Annotated in this window: 17 protein-coding genes and 1 tRNA gene; 3 read left to right on the plus strand and 15 right to left on the minus strand. The window is 59.9% G+C overall.

What is annotated here, in order from left to right:
• Positions 1-140: 140 nt before the first annotated feature.
• Positions 141-371 (plus strand): hypothetical protein, encoded by a 231-nt coding sequence (locus tag ACXHXG_RS11335; protein WP_457899329.1) that lies wholly within the window; start codon positions 141-143, stop codon positions 369-371.
• A 29-nt stretch (positions 372-400) separates the two neighbouring features.
• Here the strand turns inward: ACXHXG_RS11335 and ACXHXG_RS11340 are convergent, their stop codons facing one another.
• From ACXHXG_RS11340 to ACXHXG_RS11380, 9 genes are all read right to left on the minus strand, one after another.
• Complete coding sequence (locus tag ACXHXG_RS11340) at positions 401-820, minus strand: hypothetical protein (protein WP_457899330.1); 420 nt, start codon at positions 818-820, stop codon at positions 401-403.
• Positions 821-1655: 835 nt separating this feature from the next.
• Positions 1656-1732: transfer RNA gene (locus ACXHXG_RS11345), tRNA-Met, on the minus strand.
• Between the two features lie 165 nt (positions 1733-1897).
• Positions 1898-3097, minus strand: coding sequence for a tRNA 2-thiouridine(34) synthase MnmA (mnmA, locus tag ACXHXG_RS11350; protein ID WP_457899331.1), 1200 nt, complete (start codon positions 3095-3097; stop codon positions 1898-1900).
• A gap of 200 nt (positions 3098-3297) precedes the next feature.
• Positions 3298-3948 (minus strand): CDP-alcohol phosphatidyltransferase family protein, encoded by a 651-nt coding sequence (locus ACXHXG_RS11355; RefSeq protein WP_457899332.1) that lies wholly within the window; start codon positions 3946-3948, stop codon positions 3298-3300.
• Positions 3949-3952: 4 nt separating this feature from the next.
• Complete coding sequence (locus tag ACXHXG_RS11360; RefSeq protein WP_283047190.1) at positions 3953-4339, minus strand: hypothetical protein; 387 nt, start codon at positions 4337-4339, stop codon at positions 3953-3955.
• Positions 4336-5286: a phosphatidate cytidylyltransferase gene (locus tag ACXHXG_RS11365; RefSeq protein ID WP_104824130.1), complete on the minus strand. Its 951-nt coding sequence runs from the start codon at positions 5284-5286 to the stop codon at positions 4336-4338. The genes ACXHXG_RS11360 and ACXHXG_RS11365 overlap by 4 nt, the downstream gene beginning before the upstream one ends.
• Positions 5283-5975, minus strand: a complete 693-nt coding sequence (locus tag ACXHXG_RS11370) for a lysophospholipid acyltransferase family protein (RefSeq protein WP_457899511.1) — start codon at positions 5973-5975, stop codon at positions 5283-5285. The genes ACXHXG_RS11365 and ACXHXG_RS11370 overlap by 4 nt, the downstream gene beginning before the upstream one ends.
• A gap of 137 nt (positions 5976-6112) precedes the next feature.
• Positions 6113-7708: a phosphoglycerate dehydrogenase gene (serA, locus tag ACXHXG_RS11375; protein ID WP_104824132.1), complete on the minus strand. Its 1596-nt coding sequence runs from the start codon at positions 7706-7708 to the stop codon at positions 6113-6115.
• Positions 7709-7792: 84 nt separating this feature from the next.
• Positions 7793-8971: a phosphoserine transaminase gene (locus ACXHXG_RS11380; RefSeq protein ID WP_457899333.1), complete on the minus strand. Its 1179-nt coding sequence runs from the start codon at positions 8969-8971 to the stop codon at positions 7793-7795.
• Between the two features lie 260 nt (positions 8972-9231).
• Here ACXHXG_RS11380 and ACXHXG_RS11385 point away from each other — a divergent pair, with 260 nt between their 5' ends.
• A complete protein-coding gene (locus ACXHXG_RS11385; protein ID WP_457899334.1) occupies positions 9232-10026 on the plus strand; it encodes a glycosyltransferase family 25 protein in 795 nt (264 codons plus the stop codon).
• A gap of 9 nt (positions 10027-10035) precedes the next feature.
• Here the strand turns inward: ACXHXG_RS11385 and ACXHXG_RS11390 are convergent, their stop codons facing one another.
• Both ACXHXG_RS11390 and ACXHXG_RS11395 read right to left on the minus strand, forming a co-directional pair.
• Positions 10036-10866 carry an outer membrane protein gene (locus ACXHXG_RS11390; protein WP_285167711.1) on the minus strand — a complete coding sequence of 277 codons (831 nt, stop codon included), beginning with the start codon at positions 10864-10866 and terminating at the stop codon, positions 10036-10038.
• 249 nt (positions 10867-11115) lie between these two features.
• On the minus strand, positions 11116-11970 hold the full coding sequence (locus ACXHXG_RS11395; protein ID WP_457899335.1) for an outer membrane protein: 855 nt from the start codon (positions 11968-11970) through the stop codon (positions 11116-11118).
• Between the two features lie 581 nt (positions 11971-12551).
• Here ACXHXG_RS11395 and ACXHXG_RS11400 point away from each other — a divergent pair.
• A complete protein-coding gene (locus tag ACXHXG_RS11400; protein WP_457899336.1) occupies positions 12552-13106 on the plus strand; it encodes an SH3 domain-containing protein in 555 nt (184 codons plus the stop codon).
• 84 nt (positions 13107-13190) lie between these two features.
• Here the strand turns inward: ACXHXG_RS11400 and glmM are convergent, their stop codons facing one another.
• From glmM to tilS, 4 genes are all read right to left on the minus strand, one after another.
• On the minus strand, positions 13191-14543 hold the full coding sequence (gene glmM, locus ACXHXG_RS11405) for a phosphoglucosamine mutase (protein ID WP_104824139.1): 1353 nt from the start codon (positions 14541-14543) through the stop codon (positions 13191-13193).
• Between the two features lie 303 nt (positions 14544-14846).
• Positions 14847-15056, minus strand: coding sequence for a GDCCVxC domain-containing (seleno)protein (locus tag ACXHXG_RS11410; protein WP_457899512.1), 210 nt, complete (start codon positions 15054-15056; stop codon positions 14847-14849).
• 319 nt (positions 15057-15375) lie between these two features.
• Positions 15376-17319, minus strand: a complete 1944-nt coding sequence (gene ftsH, locus ACXHXG_RS11415) for an ATP-dependent zinc metalloprotease FtsH (protein ID WP_104824141.1) — start codon at positions 17317-17319, stop codon at positions 15376-15378.
• A 124-nt stretch (positions 17320-17443) separates the two neighbouring features.
• A complete protein-coding gene (tilS, locus tag ACXHXG_RS11420; protein WP_457899337.1) occupies positions 17444-18766 on the minus strand; it encodes a tRNA lysidine(34) synthetase TilS in 1323 nt (440 codons plus the stop codon).
• Positions 18767-18770: the final 4 nt, after the last annotated feature.

Below are 18770 nucleotides of genomic sequence, written 5' to 3' on the forward strand. Positions count from 1 at the left end.
CCGCGCAAGACCTATCAGCGTCCCGTCGTCGTTGCCCAAAGGCTGGCTGACGGGCTTATGCCCTCTTGGAGAGCTTGTCTTTCCGCGTCTATCATTGTTGACTTCCAAACAATCATGATGCCAGCACGATGGAGGGGAAGATGGATAAATCGCTTGTCGAACGTTTGGCCGACTGCGTCGGGCAGATCGAGGAGTTCTCGCAGCGCATCTCTCGTATTCAGGCAGGAGAGATCCAGCATCAAGCCAAATTCGGTGACGGCCCCTGGGAGGATATTACGGCAATAGTCCTCACTCACTATGAGGATATGCTGGAGAACTACAAATATTTCGCCGAGGATTTGAGACGCCGCATCGATAAGGGTAAAAGCTGAGCTGGCCTCGTCTCGTCGGCATCGAAGACCTAAGTAGGCGTCACTCGCTGCGCTGTTGCGATCGCAGCCAGTCTCTTGAGCCATTGCAGAAACAAAAAGTTACCCAAACTGGTCGAATGGGGTTTTTTGAATCCGCTTTCGCCTTTGATATAGAATTCGATCATTCTAATATAAGAGTTCTGCCATATTTCCTCCCCCCGCCGAAACGCAAGTAGGCGGGGGCTTTTTTTTAAAGTGCCGTCGTTCCTGCTTGGTTTCGTGCGGGGCTGAACAAATGAAGGCTGCGAAGTCTTCTCGTTCCTCTCGCTACCGTCACGCGATCTGTCACGCGACATCCCGCTCTCGCTTCTGTAATCAATTCCGAAAATTCGATTGAGGAGCGAGATGATGTCGACTTCAATTTTGACGGCCATGACGGTGTGTGCGGGCATAACCACGATAGCGCTCATGGTGGTGCAGCTTCTTCATTGACTTCTAAGACGTTGCGCCGACGTTCGCGACTTGTCGGCGAATTCTCGCACTCGATTTTCGCGCCATTCCGGATAAAGTCGTCATAGTTTAGGGCGAAGTGGCCTCTTATAGGCGGCGGCTCCATCTTCGCCTCTCACCGCAGCGATCGGATAGTTCTCGCACATAGGGGACTTGATGCGAGCATGGATTGCAATTTGCGGAGCGACTTTGATCTTGCTGCCGGCTTATTGCGTGGCGGCAAACACTCCCTGCAGTGGCCAAAAAGGCGGCATTGATCACTGCCAAGGGTCAACTTTCATCTGCAGTGACGGATCTGTCAGCGCGAGCAAGCAATCGTGCGAGTCTTATATGGGCGGCGCATCCCTTTTCGGATCAGCACCTGGAGAAATGGAACCGACGACTTCAACAGATTGCTCCTGCCGAGGCGGATCGTATTGCGTCGGCCCCCGTGGCGGCCACTATTGTCTTACCGATGACGGCCGAAAGAGCTATCTTCGCAAATGATCGCGAATGCGATGGGTTTGCATGAACCTCTGAAAAGCTAAGAGCAGAAGATTGCAGAGCATCAAGAACATCTTCAGTCGATGGAAGAGCCAGACATCAGCCATTTTCGCAAAGAGGATAATGGAGCTGGGAGGTAACCGAGGCGGAGTACCGCCGACATATCGAAACCTATGCCACCCTGATTGCTCAGATTGCTGCGATTTCGGGTATTTGAAGGCAGTGTCCCAGACTAAATTTGCGTAGAAGCCGAGCGTATCAGCCATCTTCCAACGCTGACCGGCCAACCTACTGATTTCATTGGAGAAATTTTGGTAGCGGAGGAGGGATTTGAACCCCCGACACAAGGATTATGATTCCTCTGCTCTGACCTACTGAGCTACTCCGCCACTTCAGCGCATAGTCACCTGGACTATACACAAGGGCCAAACGAAACCGCCGCTCGAGGAGCGTTGGCTCGTCGGTTGAGCGGCTTATAAGGTGCGGTTCGGCTTTGTGTCAAGCGGATGATTTGGAAAAATCAATGCTTTCCCCCACGCCCCGCACCGCCGCCTTCAGGCCGCGACGGGGCTGGCCAGCAATGCCTTCAGCGAGGCTTCTGCCATCGGTTCGCGCTCTGAGCGTTCGATGAAGCCGCCGCCGTAGACGCGGGCGTCATCACCCGGGGCGGAATAGAGAGCGCAGGCCTGGCCCGGAGCGACACCTGCCTCGCCGATCGTCAGGTCGACATAGATGCCAGTCGCATCGGCATGCAGCACGGCAGGGGCCGGCGCACGGGTCGAGCGGACCTTGGCGTAGCAGGCAAAACCCTCGCCGGAAGCCGCCTGCGCCAGCGGTTCGTCGCCCAGCCAGTTGACGTCACGGAGATAGACGCGGTGCGTTTCCAGCGCCTCCTTCGGGCCGACGATGACGCGGCGCGAGCGGGCGTCGAGATAGACGACATAAAGCGGCTCGCCGGTCGCGATGCCGATGCCGCGGCGCTGGCCAATCGTATAGTGCAGGATGCCCTCGTGATGGCCGAGCACGCGGCCGTCGAGATGGACGATCTCGCCGGCGAGCGCCGCATTCGGCTTCAGCTTGGCGATCACGTCAGAATATTTGCCCTGCGGCACGAAACAGATGTCCTGGCTGTCGGCCTTCTTGGCAACGACGAGGCCCATCTCCCCGGCAAGCGCACGCGTCTCCGATTTCGGCATGCCGCCAAGCGGAAAGCGCAGATAGTCGATCTGCTCCTGCGTGGTGGCGAAGAGGAAATAGCTCTGGTCGCGATCTGCATCGGCCGGGCGATAGAGTGCGCGCCGGCCGGGATGATCGGCCGACGGGTTCGGGCGGGAGCGGATATAGTGGCCGGTCGCCAGCGCATCGGCGCCGAGTTCCTTGGCCGTCGCCAGGAGATCGGCGAATTTGACGGTCTGGTTGCAGGCTACGCAGGGGATCGGGGTCTCGCCAGCAACATAGCTTTCGGCGAAGGGATTGATCACCGTCTCGCGGAAGCGCTTTTCGTAGTCGAGCACATAATGCGGGATGCCAAGCGTCTCGCAGACGCGGCGGGCATCATCGATATCCTGGCCCGCACAGCAGGAGCCGGCGCGGTGCACGGCGGCGCCATGATCGTAGAGCTGCAACGTGATCCCAAGCACATCATAGCCCTGACGCGTCAGAATGCCGGCGACGACGGAACTATCGACGCCGCCAGACATGGCGACGACAACGCGCGTATCTTCCGGCCTCTTGTCAAAATCCAGTGTGTTCACGGTCTTGCCGCCAATCTCAGTCGATCTTCGGTGCTGTCTTCTGTCCACCGGTTGCCATGCAAAAGCGGCGGATTTGTATCGTCTGCGGCACGCGGCGGCTTGGCCGCCCGGCCTTGATGGATCAGGGATATAGAAAGGATTGCTGCCCGGCGCAAGGGGCGGCGAATCACCGGCTTCGCGACAGCGGACGAGGCCGCCAATCAACCCTTGGCTTTTAGCCGCTCGATAAGATAGAGACTGCGGCGAAGAGCCGTCACCGCTGCGCCGACCGCGACGATCCAGAGCGCGATGGTCAGTATCCAGGAGCCGCCGCTCCAGAGCACTTCGACGACCGAGAGCAGAGCGGCCGCGGTCATCGTTGCCATGCGATGCTGTTTGGCCATCGGCCCGCCGAAATCGCTGGGATTGCTGGTAGCACGGCCAAGCTCGCGGACATAGGCGGTGAGAACGGCGAAGGCGGCGGCAGCCCAGCCAAGGCCGGAAGCGCCAATGCCATAGCCGACGCCAGCGAAGATCAGGATATCGGCGACGCGATCCGGGAATTCATTCCAGAACGGCCCATCCGCCGCGCCCTTGCCGCCCTCGACGGCGACCATGCCATCCAGCAAATTGCAGAGCAGGCGAAGTTGGCAGAAGAGTGCCGCAAGGATCAGGGATAGGGCGCGCACCCCGCCACTGCCCTGCCCCGACAGCCAGAAAGAACCGCCGGCCAGTGCCGCCATGACGATGCTCGCCTGCGATATCTGGTTCGGTGTCACCGACAAATTCGTCATCCGCCGCGCCAGCCCCTGCGCCCAGCGCGTGTTGCGGCTTGCCAATGGCCGCCTGTCGCCCATTCCCTCGCCCGCCATGGACCTAACGCCTCCCGCCGGAAATCGAATAATTGTAGATCGCCGCATAGCTGGTCGAAACCAGCAGCGGCACCGCGATGGTCTTCAATATCTCCGGCGTGCCGCTGAGCGCGTGGATCGTCACCAATATGGCCGTTGACCCGAGACAGGCGATCAATGGCGGCGCCCATAGAACAGTGAAGCCACGGAACCGTTTGGACAGGGCTTCCACCACCGATTTCAAAAACAGCGTCAGGCAGCCGGAAAGAATGCCCTGGACGAGACCGGAGATCACCGGCTGCGGCATTGGATGCAGACGGTTGGCAAAGACGGCCCATCCACCCATGGCAAGGAAAGCGAAAAGCACGTGCACGATGCTGCTACCGGCCAGCGCCCTCACCCGCGCCGTCATGACACCGACCACCAATAGCGCACGAGATGAAAAAAGATCGGTGCTGAGAAGACGACGGAATCGAGCCGGTCGATCAGCCCGCCATGGCCTTCGATCAGATGCCCCCAGTCCTTGACGCCGCGATCCCTCTTGATCGCCGACATCACCAGCCCGCCGAAGAAGCCCATCAGGGTAATCACGAAGGCAAGCAAGCCTGCCTGCAGCGGCGTGAACGGCGTGATCCACCAAAGCGCCGCCCCGATCAGCGTGGCGCTGACGACGCCTCCGACAAAGCCTTCGACCGTTTTGGATGGCGATAGTTTCGGCGCGATCTTACGGCGACCGAACAGTTTGCCCCAGACATATTGCAGGACATCGCTGAGCTGCACGACGATGACGAGGAACGCGATCAAAAGGACATTGCGGCCCTCATAGCCCGGTATGTGCAGGGTCAACAGAGCGGGCACATGCGAAGCGCAGAAGACGCAGATCATCAGTGCCCATTGCACCTCGGCAATGCGGATCAGGAAGCGCTCGGTATCGCCGCGCAAGACCGCGATAATAGGCATGAAGAGAAAGGCATAGACCGGGATGAAGATGGAAAAGATGCCGTATTGCTCGGCCCAGAGCAGATAATATTGCACAGGTAGCGCGACAAAGAAGGCGGCGGCGAGCGCCCAATGGTCGGCGCGTCTGGTGTTGATCAGCGTGATGAATTCGCGCAGTGCCGCGAAGGAGCAGAAGGCAAAGAGCAGGATGACGCCGGCGCGGCCCGCCAGAAAGGCGATGCCGATCAGGATCACCATCGCCCACCAGGCCTTGATGCGGGCATTGAGGTTTTCGATCGCCGCGTTGGAACCATCGGGCGACAGGCGCCGCTGCAGCACATAGCCGACGACGGATGCGACGATCAGAACGCCGAGGATACCGAGGATAAGGTGGATGAGATCGGAGCTTGCTGCGCTCATTCACCGCTCCCCATTTGTTTGGGCGAGAGGGCCAGCAGCGCCGCTTGCGCACGCGCCAGAAAATCCGCCTTCTCTTCGTCTGCGCCGATGCGCAGCGCCTCGCCAAAGGTCACGGTGCAGATCAACGGAATGGGCACGAACTCGCCCTTGGGCATGACACGATTGAGATTGTTGATCCAGACGGGAACAAGATCGATATCGGGGCGCATCCTCGCCAGATGAAATAGCCCACTCTTGAAGGGTTGCAGGGGTGCGTCGGTCAGGTTTCGCGTGCCCTCGGGAAACAGGATCAGCGAAGAGCCTTCGTCGATAGCGGCAGCCATCTGCTCGATCGGATCTTCCGTCCGCGCCTCCCGGTCCCGTTCGATCAGCACGGCTTTGAAGACGTCGCGGCCAATGAAGCTGTTCAGCTTCGATTTCAGCCAGTAATCGGCGCCGGCGACTGGGCGTGTTCGCCGCCTGAGCCGTGGCGGCAGCACCGCCCAGATGAGGATGAAATCGCCATGGCTGGAGTGATTGGCGAAATAGACGCAGCGGCCTGTGGGCACGCCACTTTCCCACCAGATCGCCCGCACGGCAGTAATAGCGCGCGCAAATAGCACGATCGCTACCGCGGCCGGTTTCGCAAGCCAGGCCGTCTCCGGCCTACCCGTGATATTTTCGAAAATATTCCGTTGTGACGCCCCCATGACTAAGAGATAGGCGCGTTCCACGGGTGCCGATAGTCTCTTGCGCAAACTTATCCACAACCCGTTTGCAATCATGAAAAACCCGGTGCAACTCACGTTGCGCCGGGCCTTCGTGTCGCTCTTGGGAGGAGCTTGACTTAGTCGACGTTGAACACCAACGGCTTTGCCTGACGGATCGCCTGATGGGCGGCCAGCTTGGCCAGAACCTCATCGTTGATCGCGCCGTCGACATAAAGCAGCGCGATGGCATCGCCGCCCTGCTTGTCGCGGCCGAGCTGGAAGTTGGCGATGTTGACATTGGCCGCGCCGAGCGTCGTGCCGATGAAGCCGATCATGCCGGGAACGTCGGTGTTGGCGATATAGATCATGTGGTTGCCTACATCGGCGTCGAGATTGATGCCCTTGATCTGGATGAAGCGCGGCTTGCCGTCGGAGAAGACGGTGCCGGCGATCGAGCGCGTCATGCTGTCGGTGGTGACGGTCAGCTTGATGTAGCCGTCATAGACGCCGGTCTTGTCGCGCTTGACTTCGGCGAGCACGATGCCCTTTTCCTTGATCATGATCGGCGCCGAAACCATGTTGACGTCGGCAACCTGATTGCGGATGAGGCCGGCCAGCAGCGCACTCGTCAGCGCCTTGGTGTTCATGCCCGCGGTAACGCCGTCGTAGAGAATCTCGATTTCCTTGATCGGATCGTCCGTCACCTGGCCGACGAAAGCGCCGAGAACGTCGGCAAGCTTGATGAACGGCTTCAGGATCGGCGCTTCCTCAGCGGTGATCGAGGGCATGTTGATGGCGTTGGAAACCGCGCCCTTGACGAGATAATCCGACATCTGCTCGGCCACCTGCAGGGCGACATTCTCCTGCGCTTCGGTAGTGGATGCGCCGAGATGCGGCGTGCAGACGACGTTCGGCAGGCCAAATAGCGGGCTTTCCTTGGCGGGTTCGACTTCGAAGACGTCGAAGGCGGCGCCGGCGACATGGCCAGACTTGATGGCGGCGGCAAGGGCTGCCTCATCCACCAAACCGCCGCGAGCGCAGTTGATGATACGCACGCCCGGCTTCGTCTTGCCGAGTGCGTCAGCGTCGATGATGTTGCGCGTCTTGTCGGTGAGCGGCACGTGCAGCGTGATGAAATCGGCGCGAGCGAAGAGTTCGTCGAGTTCCACCTTGACGACACCCATTTCCTCGGCACGTTCCTTGGAAAGGAACGGGTCATAGGCAACGACATGCATCTTCAGGCCGATGGCGCGGGCGATGACGATGGAACCGATATTGCCGGCGCCGATGACGCCGAGCGTCTTGCCGGTGATTTCGACACCCATGAATTTCGACTTTTCCCACTTGCCGGCCTGGGTCGAGGCATCGGCGGAAGGAAGCTGTCGGGCAACGGCGAACATCAGCGCGATGGCGTGTTCGGCGGTCGTGATCGAATTGCCGAAGGGCGTGTTCATGACGATGATACCGCGACGCGAAGCGGCCGGGATATCGACATTGTCGACGCCGATGCCGGCGCGGCCGACGACCTTGAGGTTCTTCGCTGCTTCGATGATCTTCTCCGTCACCTTGGTGGCGGAGCGGATGGCGAGGCCATCATAATTGCCGATGATTTCGAGCAGCTTGTCTTTATCCTTGCCGAGCTGCGGCTGGAAATCGACTTCGACGCCGCGATCGCGAAAGATCTGGACGGCGGTTTCCGACAGTTCGTCGGATACGAGAACGCGGGGTGCCATGGAGGCCTCCTGAAAGGGTCAACTGTGATTGAAATGCGAATGCTGGGCTCCGCCTTCCTGGCGGAGCCTGTGGACGCCATGATCTCAGGCAGCAGCCTGGGAGAGCGTCGCCTTCTGCGTTTCGAAAGCCCAGGAGAGCCAGGGCATCAGCTTCTGCATGTCGGCAGCTTCGATCGTCGCACCCGCCCAGATGCGCAGGCCCGAAGGCGCGTCGCGGTAATGGCCGACGTCATAGGCGACGCCTTCCTTTTCGAGCAGCGCGACGAGGCCCTTGGCAAAATTCGCCTGGCCGTCCTCATCGAGAGCCGTAACGTCCTTGTCGACGATCTTCAGGCAGACGGAGGTGTTGGACTCCGTCTCGGCCTTGACGGCGAGATTGGCGATCCAGTCGTTAGCGGCAACGAAGTCATGGATGACCTTGGCGTTGGCATCGGCACGGCCGATCAGCGCCTTGAGACCGCCGAGCTCCTTGGCCCAGAGGAGAGCGTCGATATAGTCCTCGACGCAAAGCATCGACGGCGTGTTAATCGTCTCGCCGGTGAAGATGCCTTCGATCAGCTTGCCGCCGCTGGTCATGCGGAAGATCTTCGGCAACGGCCAGGCCGGTACATAGGTGGTTAGGCGCTCGACGGCGCGCGGCGACAGGATGATGACGCCATGTGCGCCCTCGCCGCCCAGAACCTTCTGCCAGGAGAATGTGACGACGTCGAGCTTGGCAAAATCGAGGTTCTGAGCGAAAGCGGCCGAGGTGGCGTCGCAGATCGTCAGGCCCTTACGATCGGCCGGAATGAAATCGGCGTTCGGAACACGGACACCAGAAGTGGTGCCGTTCCAGGTGAAGACCACGTCGCGGTCGAAATCGACGGCGGAAAGATCGGGCAGCTCGCCGTAACCGGCCTCAAGCTTGCGGACATCCTTGAGCTTAAGCTGCTTGACGACGTCGGTGACCCAGCCAGCGCCAAAGCTTTCCCAGGCGAGCATGTCGACACCACGTTCTCCGAGCAGCGACCAGAGCGCCATTTCGACGGCGCCGGTATCGGAAGCCGGAACGATGCCGATGCGGTAGTCCGCGGGCACTTCCAGAATGTCACGGGTAAGATCGATGGCCTGCTTCAGCTTGGCCTTGCCGACTTTCGCGCGGTGCGAACGGCCAAGAGCCGCGTCGGAAAGACCATCGAGCGTCCAACCAGGGCGCTTCGAGCAGGGGCCAGAAGAGAAATGGGTGTTGTTCGGACGGATGTCCGGCTTGGCGAGCTTAGTCATGATGCTATCCTCTCAGATAGAAAGCTCCTCGTTGGGGAGGAGTGTCCCGCCGTCGGATATATTGGAAGCGGCCTGCCGGTGCAATAGGTAAATTGGGCGGATGGACAATGCTTCACGCATTCGTGCAGCAATGATGCCGATGGGATAAGCTTCGCACAGCAAAATCACGCTAGGTTAGTCACAGAAAAGCTGGCTTCTTTGCGGAGACACACCCATATGTATCGGCGTTGAATGGCTCTGCGCCAACAGATGAAGAACAAATGTCTTTAATGTACCAAGCCGCACTGTCCGAAAGCCCTCGCACGCCCGCGCAGCCGCTACCCGTTTACCTCATCAATATTGATCGAGCGACGGACAGACTGGCGGAAATTAAGCGGCAGAGCGATGAATTCGGCATCAGGATCGAGCGCGTCGACGGCGTCGACGGCGCTCTTTTGCCGCGGGAGCAATGGATCGACGTCGATCACGACCGTTTCCGACGTCGGCACGGCAGGGTCATTCTGCCCGGCGAATATGGCTGCTACCGCAGTCATCTGATGGCGTTGCGCCAATTTCTTGCCGACGGCAGCGAAGCGGCTGTCATCATTGAAGACGACATAGCGCTGGACGGCGATTTCCTCGCCCGTGCCATGGCGGCAAAGGAAGCTATCCCGAACGCCGAGGTCATCAAGCTCGTGAACCATCGCTGGGGCGGCTTCCGCGCCGCGGCCCAAAGCCGCACGGGAGACTTGATCGGCCGCTGCCTTTTCGGCCCACAGGGCTCGACGGCATGCTACCTTGTAACGCGCAGTGGCGCTGAAAAGATCGTCAAGGCGCTCGCGGTCATGTCCCTGCCCTGGGATGTCGCTGTGGAACGCGGCTGGGATATGCGCACATCCATCTTCACGACGCGCGCCAACATCGTCGGCTTCAGCCCGCTGCAGCGGAGCACGATGATTGGCTGGCGTCGTGACTATCGTGCCGCGAAATCCGCTGCCTGGCGGCGCGTTCCCGCGCATCTCTTCCGCACGTTGGATTTCTTCCGCCGCATCGCCTACGTGCTCACGACGCCGTAGGCAGCGACCCTACCAGGTGGTGATTCGCAACCCGATACGAATCTCGTGTCGCGACAAAGCGCCATCGCGGCCCATCGTGCCGCCGGCGCCGGCTGACGCATCCGCTGCCGAATAACCGAACATATCGCCGCCGGCGATATGCGAGAAGCGATAGCCGAGATCGAGTTTCACATTTGGGGCCACTTCATAGGCGACTCCGGCCATCAAAGCATAGGTCATGCGCCAATCGCTTTCGCCGGGATAACGCGCGCTGACCGAAGCAGCACCACCGCAGCCGGAGACACCGTCGACACAGGAGCCGACAGCATTGACGCTGTTCCAGGAAACCCTCGTCGCGCCGAGACCGGCACCGACATAGGGCGTAAAGCCGGCCAGCGTGCCGAGATCGACATAGCCGTTCACCATCAGGCTGCCCGCCTTGAAAGAAGAGCGCGCTTTGGTGGAGCAACCCGTACCGGCTGCGCCGCCTGCGCAGGGCGACGCGCTCGAAATCCGGCCATCGAAATCGCCGCTGAAATAGTCGCCGGTGATATCAGCACGAAGCAAGTCGTTGAATTGATAACCAACGCCGAGGCCACCCGAAAAATCGCCGCTGAAGCGGTCGGAATCAAAGCGGCTGGAGCTGTAATCGCCGCTGGTGGGGTCATAAGCGCGGAAGGTTGTGTCGTTGTGGCTGGCGTTGACCGCATAGCCGAGATCGCCCCGCACGTACCAGCCCCTAGCATCCTTGACGCTGACTTCGGGCATCTTGATCTCCGGCGGCAGATCACCCGCAAAAGCAGTGCCCGCAACCGCGCTCGCCATCATCGCGGCCAGCGCAAAAGCGTCGAAACGGATCATTACCCCTCGCCTTCCAACCTCGGGCCGGTCCCCGCTTTCAAGCCGGCCTGCCCTTGTCGTGCCCGCCATTCTGGCTCTCCGAGAGGAGAGACCGGGCTGAGCCACAGCCATTGTCATTTCATTAACCATAGGGAATTCATGGTTAACGAAGGTTTAAAACGCGGTTGAATTGCTTAACGGCGACAGAAAAAAGTAAAAAGCCGCCCGGACGAACCGGGCGGCTTTTCAAAGGCTTGGCCGTAGAAAGGCTTACTTGTAGACCGGCTGCGACTGGACAGGGATATCAGCCGGCGGCATGTAGCTGGCTGTCTGGCAGCCGCCAAACGTATAGCGGGCACCGAGGCGGGCTTCATGCAGGTTGAGGCCCTTGTCGTAGCCCGGACCGCCGTTTTCCGCATAGCCGAACATATCGCCGCCTTCGATGTGGCGGTAACGATAGCCGACATCGGCCTTGAGATTGCACGAGAGATCGATCGAAGTACCGGCCATCAGCGCATAGGTGAAGCGCCAGCTACCGCGACCATTGTGGGTAACGGTTTCGTCGCAGGAGCTCGAATCGGCGTTGGAGCAGGAGGTATTCTTCAGGTTGCTCCATTTAACGTAAGTGCCGCCGAGACCACCGCCCACATAGGGGGTGAAGATGCCGTAGGTGCCGATATCGACATAGGCGTTGGCAAGCAAGCTATAGGCCGTCAGCGACGCCACATCTCGGGAGGTCGCGGGCACGGCGGTGAAACCAGGGCCGCAGGCTCCGCAATCGCCACTTGTCGAGCCCTTGAAATCCGACTTGAAGAGATAATCCAGCGTCACGTCCGTGCGCAGGTAGTTGTTGATCTGGTAACCGACACCGCCACCCAGCGTGAAATTGTCATCAAGCTTTGCGCTGTCGAAATCGACAAGGCTGGAATTGGAGCCCTGGAAATAATTGGCGCCGCGCAGATCGGTGAAGGCATAACCGACATCGCCGCGCAGATACCAGCCGCTGGATTGGCTGACGGCAACTTCCGGCGCCGGCTGAGCCGGTTCCGGCGTATAGAGATCGGCCGAAAAAGCGGATGTGCCGACAAAGAGAGCAGCAGCGGCCCCAATCAAAGTTTTCATCATGGCTTTGGCTCCAAATTTATTGCCATTGGCACGGCAAAAGCCTGCCAACCGAAAGACATGATATGGATAATGAATGATAAGGGTTAAAACCCAATTAACTACGAATATTTACTCTATTCAGTCGGCGGATATACTTGACTCTGTACATTAGCGATTCGTAAAACTAGGCGTACGAAACCGCAATGTCTTTGATTGACTTGGCTTTTCCCGTTACAGGAATAGGACACCTCGCGCCGCAGGAAAAGCCAGAGAGCGCGCACCCGGCCATTCTTATATCGCATATCTGGTTCAGAATTATTCGCCCAGGACTTGCTCCATGGAGATGCGAAACGCAATCCGTGGATGATACGGACCCGGCGCATCACGGCGTTGATCGTCGCTGTCGGACCGCCGACGGCCGCGGAGATCGAGCCTCTCCGCAGGCTTCGCCAAGGCTTGGCATAACCTTGCTTTCGGATTGGCCTCCACCCAAGTGAGGTAGCTGCCCCGGGCATCAAGATGTTTCCCAGCTTTTAAACCAATTGGCAATAATCGGGCCGCTACCATGACCGCAGCCGGGGGCGCAAGTATGGAGGAAGTCGTTGACTTACTTTCGCAATCTGGGTGCCGGCCTGTGCCTTGCATTTAGCTTTCTGGCGACCGCCGCCCTCGCCGGCCCAGTTCCCACACTGCCGGCCGCAGCGACGAGCTGGAACAAGGGACGAGAGACGGGATTACCCATCCCTCGCTATGTGTCGCTGAAAGCATACAAGGCGCTTATGCGCGCTGGGCCATCGACGATTTATCCAACCAAATGGATCTATATGAAACCCGGCCTGCCGCTGGAGATCATCGACGAATACGGCCATTGGCGACAGGTGCGCGATGATATCGGCACGACCGGATGGATGCATAGCGCCCTTCTTTCGGGGCTGCGCACGGCGGTCGTCGGGCCATGGCTGAAGACAAACGCGATGCTGCGCGGAAGCCCGGAAACGACGGCCACACTCATCGCTGAACTGCAGCCCGGCGTCTTGCTGTCGCTACGCTCCTGTACCGGCGCTTGGTGTAGCGTCTCCGTGCGGAAGCATTCCGCGAGCGGCTATGTCAGGCAGAACATGCTCTGGGGTGCTTATCCCGGCGAAATGTTCCGGTGATCCTCTTGCCGCGAGCAATATCAACGGCCGCCCCATCAGGCGGCCGCGGATTTCTTGCCGATATCTGAATAACCCACAGCTTAATCAGGCAGCGTTGCGAACGCTCGAGATCACATCGATCAGACCGCCGACGATGCGCTCGATCTGACCACGGTCGTCGCCTTCCGCCATGACGCGGATCAGCGGCTCAGTGCCGGAGGGGCGGATAACGAGGCGGCCGTTGCGGGCAAGCTCACTTTCGGCATCGGCGATCGCCTTGCGCACCTGCATGTCTTCCAGCGGCTTGCCGCCGGAAATGCGGACATTGCGCAGAAGCTGCGGCACCGGTTCGAAGCGGCGGCAGACTTCGCTGACCGGCTTGCCGGTGCGCTTGACCGCAGCCAGGATCTGCAACGCCGCCACAAGGCCGTCGCCGGTCGTGCCATAGTCGGAGAGCACGATATGGCCGGACTGCTCGCCGCCGACATTGTAATTGTGCTGGCGCATATGCTCGACGACATAACGGTCGCCGACCGCGGTGCGGGCAAGCGCCATGCCCTTGTCTTCCAGGAAGCGTTCCAGACCGAGATTAGACATGACGGTCGCGACGATGCCATTGCCGCGCAGCAACTGGCTCTCGGCCCAGCTCTCGGCGATGACGGCCATCAGTTGGTCACCGTCAACAATCGTCCCGGTTTCGTCGACGATGATGACGCGATCGGCGTCGCCATCGAGCGCGATGCCGATATCGGCACGCACTTCGTCCACCTTCTTCTGCAGCGCGACCGGGCTGGTGGAGCCGCAATTGAGATTGATATTGGTGCCGTTCGGCTCGTTACCGATGGTAACGACATCGGCGCCGAGTTCCCACAGTACGGCGGGCGCTACCTTGTAGGCGGCGCCATTGGCGCAATCGATGGCAATGCGCAGGCCCTGCAGTGTCACATCGCGCGGCAGCGTGCGCTTGGCATGTTCGATATAACGGTCATGCACGCCGTCGACGCGCTTGGCACGGCCGATGTTTTCCGACTTGGCGAGATGCGCCGTCATGTCCTTTTCCAGCAGATCCTCGATCTTCGTTTCGAGATCGTCGGACAGCTTGTAGCCATCGGGGCCGAAAAGCTTGATGCCGTTGTCTTCGTAAGGATTGTGCGAAGCAGAGATCATCACACCGATATCGGCGCGCAGTGACCGCGTCAGCATGGCGACGGCAGGCGTCGGAATCGGACCGAGAACGAAGGCGTCGACACCGGCTGCGGTGAAACCCGCCACCATGGCGTTTTCCAGCATGTAGCCGGAGAGACGCGTATCCTTGCCGATGACCACTCGATGGCGATGACTCCCCCGATGGAAAATCGTGCCGGCGGCGATACCCACGCGCATGGCGAGATCCGGCGTCATCGGATAGATATTGGATTGTCCGCGGATTCCGTCCGTTCCGAAATAGCGACGTTTCATATGCACTCCCGTGATTGCAGCGTCCCTTTGAGGGACTGCGGCATCCCGTTCTCCTCCCCGGAATTCCATGGGCGGCGCGAACATCGATGCTTGAGGCTCATGCCATAGATTGCAAACCTCGGCACTTAAATTACCAAGAAAACGTATTACAACGCGTTACTGTTAATAAGCACTAAAAAAGGTCAGTTCTCCACTGAAACAGACCGGCCTCCTAGTCTATCGGCGTAAATCGGGTGGCCGTTGGGACGGCAGCGGTTGGAAGCCAGACGACTGAACCGCACTGACAGCCCGACGTCACACCGATCAACAGCAACGGCCCTGTTTGCCTTGAGCCTGAACAGGCGGGCAAGGAACTGTTCCAGACGAACAGAACACGCAACAATCGCCCGCCCTCGGTCGAAGAACGGCACCGCAGCTTTTGCACTCGTAGAAATATTGGCACGCGTCAGTTGGCATTGTTTCTGACGCTTTGAAGCCGCAGATTGGACAGGTAATCGTTGAGCTGAGGATCACGGATACTTCACGCATAAAGATATCCAATCGTCATTAGGGCAACACCGGTGATGAGACCGCCAGGGTACGGGTTACACACCTGGCGCACGCTCAGTATCGATGCCTCCGCGACATGAATGCAGACAGGGCGATGCGCTGTTCGCTGTCGACACCTCGAGTCACACGCAGCAACCCGCTTTCCCGCTTGAATTTCGACGTTCGGGTCATCACCGGTATCGAACCGTCTCCGTTCATCACCCCCGGCTATCAAGAAAAAGGCCAGTTCCCCGTTAAAAAAGGAACTGGCCTCTTCGTCTACATGTTCAATCGGCTCTGTGCGTCAGCGTGGCTGCGGTTCGAAACCGCCCTCGGGCTCATCGCCCTTGGTGCCAAGCGGGCCGTCCTTCTTTGCACCGGTCTTCGGGACCGCCGAGCCGCGACTCGGAGGCGTATCGTCACCGAGATCGCGGGCGGGCTTTTCGCCGCGAATGAGCGCCTTGATCTCTTCGCCAGTCAGCGTTTCGTATTCGAGCAGGCCTTCGGCCAGTGCCACGAACTCGTCGTGCTTGGTAGTGATGATGTCCATAGCCTGTTTGTAAGCCTGGTCGATCAGGCGACGAACTTCGTTGTCGATCTTCTGAGCGGTCGCCTCGGAGACATTCTTCGATTGCGAAACGGAGTGGCCGAGGAAAACCTCCTGCTGGTTTTCACCATAGGCAACCTGGCCGAGCTCATCGGAGAAGCCCCATTGCGTGACCATGGCGCGGGCAAGCTTGGTCGCCTGCTCGATGTCCGAGGACGCGCCGGAGGTGATATTCTCCTTGCCGAAGGTCAGCTCTTCTGCAACGCGGCCGCCCATCATGATGCAGAGGCGCGACACCATCCACTTGTAGCTCATCGAGTAGCGGTCGCCCTCGGGAAGCTGCATGACCATGCCGAGCGCACGACCGCGCGGAATGATGGTCGCCTTGTGCAGCGGATCGGCGATGGCGACATTGAGCGCCGTAATCGCATGGCCGGCTTCGTGATAGGCCGTAAGCTTCTTTTCCGCCTCGGTCATCGCGGAAGAACGGCGCTCGGCGCCCATCATGATCTTGTCCTTGGCGTCTTCGAATTCCTGCATGGTGACCAGGCGCTTGTTGCGGCGGGCGGCCATCAGGGCGGCTTCGTTGACGAGGTTCATCAGGTCGGCACCGGAGAAGCCGGGCGTACCGCGGGCAAGCGTCTTCAGATCGACGTTCGGAGCCAGCGGAACGTTGCGGGCGTGTACCTTCAGGATGCGTTCACGGCCGACAATGTCCGGGTTCGGCACGACGACCTGGCGGTCGAAGCGGCCGGGACGCAGCAGCGCCGGATCGAGAACGTCAGGGCGGTTGGTGGCGGCGATGAGGATGATGCCCTCATTGGCTTCGAAACCGTCCATCTCGACCAGCAACTGGTTCAGCGTCTGCTCGCGTTCGTCGTTACCGCCTCCGAGACCGGCGCCACGATGGCGGCCGACGGCGTCGATTTCGTCGATGAAGATGATGCAGGGCGCGTTCTTCTTCGCCTGTTCGAACATGTCGCGGACGCGGCTTGCGCCGACACCGACGAACATTTCAACGAAGTCGGAACCGGAAATGGTGAAGAACGGCACATTGGCCTCGCCGGCAATGGCGCGCGCCAGAAGCGTCTTACCCGTACCGGGAGGGCCGACAAGCAGAACGCCGCGCGGAATACGGCCACCCAGACGCTGGAACTTCTGCGGATCGCGCAGGAATTCCACGATTTCTTCCAGATCCTGCTTGGCTTCGTCGACACCGGCGACATCATCGAAGGTGACGCGACCATGCGCCTCCGTCAAAAGCTTTGCCTTGGACTTGCCGAAGCCCATTGCACCGCGCGAGCCACCCTGCATCTGCCGCATGAAGAACAGCCAGACACCGAGGATCAGGAGCATCGGCAACAGCGTGCCGAGATAGCTCAGGAAGCTCGAGGAGCCATCCGATTCCGGACGGCCGACAATGTTGACGTTCTTGCTTTGCAGGCGATCAAGCAGGCTGTCGTCCACGACCGGGGCATAGGTCTGGAAGGTTGTACCGTTTTCGACATAGCTGCCGACCACGCGATTGCCAGTGACGGTGACGTCACGGACGCGGCCTGAATCAACTTCCCGAAGGAACTGCGAATACGGAATTTCCCTGGAGCCTGTTTGTGCCGGCGCGTTCTGGAACATACTGAACAGAGCAATCAGCAGCAAAGCTATGATTGCCCACAGAGCGAAATTACGAAAATTAGGGTTCATCGAACTCCCCAGCACTGAAACTTCCGCCGCTGAGCGGCGGCATTACTTGATCCCTAACATAGGGTTGCGCCAAGCCCTTGCCAAGGCAAACCGCATCGCCACATGTTTTTTCCGTCAATAACTCTCAAAGTGGCGGCCGAGTATAGGGTTCACGGCCAAAGCAAGTCGCCAACCGATCCGCAAATGTGAGATCGAATCGTGTCAAAAAGCGGTCGAAAGGCGCAAGATGGGGTGTAATCGTGGCTGATACGGCGCTCCCGCCAGCGCCGGCGGCCACCCGTGGCAACACGGCCCGAGCACGCTGCACAGCGCCCTTCGGCAGCCTCTCCGGAAACTCCACCGCGCCCCTCTCCCCCGCCGCTTCGATACAGATAGTGGCCGGATCGTGATTGACGATCTGAAAGCGGCCATCCCATATGCCATTGGCTCCCGGCGCAAGCACAAGCGGCTGGATGTCGCGGCTTTCGCGCATGAGATAAAGCCCGTCCCGGCGCAGGTCGAAGACGACGCCGCCCGCCGTGCGCCGCCCCGGCTTGTCCTCGCCGATGAAATCCAGGATACGACGCATCCGCTCGCGGCCCGGACCATAGGGCTCACCGCCGAATGCGGCGGCGAGATAGGAGAGCGCATAGGAGAGCACGATCTCATCGACCGCCAGCCCATCGCGGCTGACGACGCAAAGCACGCTCGCATGAACAGTCACATATCTATCCAGCCAGGCGGCGGCTTCCTTCGAGAGCGCCACGCGAGCCGCGCCATCATCAAGCACAGAGAGCGGCACGGCATCCTGCGCCAGGCGTTTGCGCATGCGTACGCGCTCATAGCGGACATCCTCATTGCTCGGATCATCCAACCAGGACATGCCCCGCCGCGTGAGATAGGCGCGGATATCGGCCCGCCGGCAGGCGAGAAACGGCCTGACGATCCAGAGGCGCCGATCGAAGAGCATGGCGTCGGCAATGCCGGTGCCGGCAACGCCCTCACCTTCGCTTAAACGTTCCGCGCGCATGGCCAAGGTCTCGCGCTGGTCATCGAGCGTATGCGCGGTAACGACCACGTTGGCAGAAATATCCGCCGCAATATCGGCAAGCAGCCCATAGCGCGCCTCGCGGGCTGCAGCCATGACACCGCTCTTCGGCTTCTCGCCCTCCCAGCGACGAATGATGTGGGGCACGCCAAGCGATGCACAGAGAGCGGCGACATCGCTTGCTTCATCGGCAGACTCCGACCGCAAACCATGATCGACCGTGGCGGCGGAAAGGCTGATGTTTGAATCCGGGAAGGCCCTCAACTGCTCAGAAATGGCAACCAGCAGACCGGTGGAATCGCTGCCGCCGGAAATGGCGACCAGAATATGGGCAGGCTTGAAAAGGGAATAAATAAAATCGGCCGCTGCAGCGTCTGGCATCTGGGCCGTGGCAGCAACAGTCACAGCGTCACCGGACATCGCA

It is taken from the genome of Rhizobium sp. LEGMi-198b (genome assembly GCF_054114205.1).

What these genes read in the sequence shown, in the direction of transcription:
- ACXHXG_RS11335 (WP_457899329.1), top strand. Translation starts at nt 141, where the DNA reads ATGGATAAATCGCTTGTCGAACGTTTGGCCGACTGCGTCGGGCAGATC.
- ACXHXG_RS11340 (WP_457899330.1), bottom strand. Translation starts at nt 820, where the DNA reads ATGAGCGCTATCGTGGTTATGCCCGCACACACCGTCATGGCCGTCAAA.
- ACXHXG_RS11355 (WP_457899332.1), bottom strand. Translation starts at nt 3,948, where the DNA reads ATGGCGGGCGAGGGAATGGGCGACAGGCGGCCATTGGCAAGCCGCAAC.
- ACXHXG_RS11360 (WP_283047190.1), bottom strand. Translation starts at nt 4,339, where the DNA reads ATGACGGCGCGGGTGAGGGCGCTGGCCGGTAGCAGCATCGTGCACGTG.
- ACXHXG_RS11365 (WP_104824130.1), bottom strand. Translation starts at nt 5,286, where the DNA reads ATGAGCGCAGCAAGCTCCGATCTCATCCACCTTATCCTCGGTATCCTC.
- ACXHXG_RS11370 (WP_457899511.1), bottom strand. Translation starts at nt 5,975, where the DNA reads ATGGGGGCGTCACAACGGAATATTTTCGAAAATATCACGGGTAGGCCG.
- serA (WP_104824132.1), bottom strand. Translation starts at nt 7,708, where the DNA reads ATGGCACCCCGCGTTCTCGTATCCGACGAACTGTCGGAAACCGCCGTC.
- ACXHXG_RS11380 (WP_457899333.1), bottom strand. Translation starts at nt 8,971, where the DNA reads ATGACTAAGCTCGCCAAGCCGGACATCCGTCCGAACAACACCCATTTC.
- ACXHXG_RS11385 (WP_457899334.1), top strand. Translation starts at nt 9,232, where the DNA reads ATGTCTTTAATGTACCAAGCCGCACTGTCCGAAAGCCCTCGCACGCCC.
- ACXHXG_RS11390 (WP_285167711.1), bottom strand. Translation starts at nt 10,866, where the DNA reads ATGATCCGTTTCGACGCTTTTGCGCTGGCCGCGATGATGGCGAGCGCG.
- ACXHXG_RS11395 (WP_457899335.1), bottom strand. Translation starts at nt 11,970, where the DNA reads ATGATGAAAACTTTGATTGGGGCCGCTGCTGCTCTCTTTGTCGGCACA.
- glmM (WP_104824139.1), bottom strand. Translation starts at nt 14,543, where the DNA reads ATGAAACGTCGCTATTTCGGAACGGACGGAATCCGCGGACAATCCAAT.
- ftsH (WP_104824141.1), bottom strand. Translation starts at nt 17,319, where the DNA reads ATGAACCCTAATTTTCGTAATTTCGCTCTGTGGGCAATCATAGCTTTG.
- tilS (WP_457899337.1), bottom strand. Translation starts at nt 18,766, where the DNA reads ATGTCCGGTGACGCTGTGACTGTTGCTGCCACGGCCCAGATGCCAGAC.